The organism is Variovorax glucosi (assembly GCF_051216695.1).
Classification (GTDB): domain Bacteria; phylum Pseudomonadota; class Gammaproteobacteria; order Burkholderiales; family Burkholderiaceae_C; genus Variovorax.
Genome location: NZ_JBPJZE010000120.1, coordinates 1 through 1372 on the forward strand (window position 1 = coordinate 1; position 1372 = coordinate 1372).

Here is a 1372-nt window from a genome sequence, read left to right on the forward strand (position 1 = left end):
CGCGCGGTCGGGCGGCTCGGGCACGACCACGGTGTCGACGGCGGCCATCGGCACGCTCTTGAAGCCTATGGCCCGGCCCAGCGAACCCGCCGTGCCCCCCGTTGCCGCGCAGCCGGCGAGCGGGCCGAACAGTCCGGCAATCGCGGCAGCGAGGCCGCCTTGCACGAGCATGCGCCGCTTCGGGTCGGACACTTCGTGGATCGTGGGGTTGGCGGACGGGTTGGAGTCCTCCATGCGGGCGAAGTCTTTGGCCATGTTCTTGTCGTCGTGGGGTTGCGGAGCCGAGCATAGTGTCGCCGCCTCGTGAATTCCGCATGACACGGACCATGTAACAAGAACTCAGAAGAAGCCGCCCCAGTGCGGCTGCTCGCCACGCTGGCGCTGCAGTTCCGCCGCTATGCAGGCTCGCGCATCCTGGCTTTCGACATGGGGCGCTCGATGCGCGCCACGGTCCTCGGGCTGTGCGGCGAGCACTACGACCTCGGTACCGATGGAGAGATCGCCTTCCAGCCGCTCGCGCGCATTGACCAGGACAGATACCGCACCTGGGCGGCGGAGTGGGTGGAAGGGCGGCTTCGGCAGGAGGGCCTCGAGGTCGGGCCGGCCGAGCGGGAGATGGTGTGGTCCGCGCTGGCCAGCCTCGCCACCGCGCCGCTGGAGCAACGCACGATGACGGGCCTCGCGGTGCTGCTGCAGTCCAATACCCTGCGCCAGGCGCTGGCGCCCTACGTGCTCGGCGGTGCGCACGGGCGGCTGCTGGACGCGGACCGGGACCGGCTGGTGGTCTCCTCCGTCCAGTGTTTCGAGATGGAGGAGCTGATGCACAGCAAGGCCGCGGTGCTGGCCGTGCTTGGCTACCTCTTCGAGCGCTTCGACGAACGCTTCGACGGCGCGCCGACCCTCCTGATTCTCGACGAGGCCTGGCTGTTCCTCGATGACCCGGTGTTCGCCGCGCGCATCCGCCAGTGGCTCAAGACACTGCGCAAGAAGAACGTCTCGGTTGTCTTCGCCACGCAGAGCCTGGCCGACATCCAGAACTCCAGCATCGCGCCGGCGATCGTGGAGAGCTGCGCGAGCCGGATCTTCCTGCCCAACCCGCAGGCCACCGAACCGCAGATCCGCGTGATCTACGAGGGCTTCGGGCTCAACAGCCGGCAGATCGAGATCGTCGCCACGGCGCAGCCCAAACGCGACTATTACTACCAGTCGCGCCTTGGCAACCGGGTCTTCGAGCTCGGGCTCGGGCCGGTGGCGCTGGCGTTTGCCGGCGCGGGCTCGCCCGAGGACCAGCGCGCGCTCGACCGCGTGCAGGCCTCGGTGCTGCAGTCGCCGTTCGCGCGCACGAGCCGCTGTCGGTGCTCGATGCGCTCGA

The 1372-nt window shown here is 69.1% G+C and carries 2 pseudogenes; one reads left to right on the forward strand and one right to left on the reverse strand.

The features are described from left to right. Positions 1–255 (reverse strand): annotated as a pseudogene (locus ACSFA3_RS23430) (PhoX family protein); the annotation flags it as partial. A 108-nt stretch (positions 256–363) separates the two neighbouring features. Here ACSFA3_RS23430 and ACSFA3_RS23435 point away from each other — a divergent pair. Next, a pseudogene (locus ACSFA3_RS23435) lies at positions 364–1372 on the forward strand (TraG/VirB4 family ATPase); the annotation flags it as partial.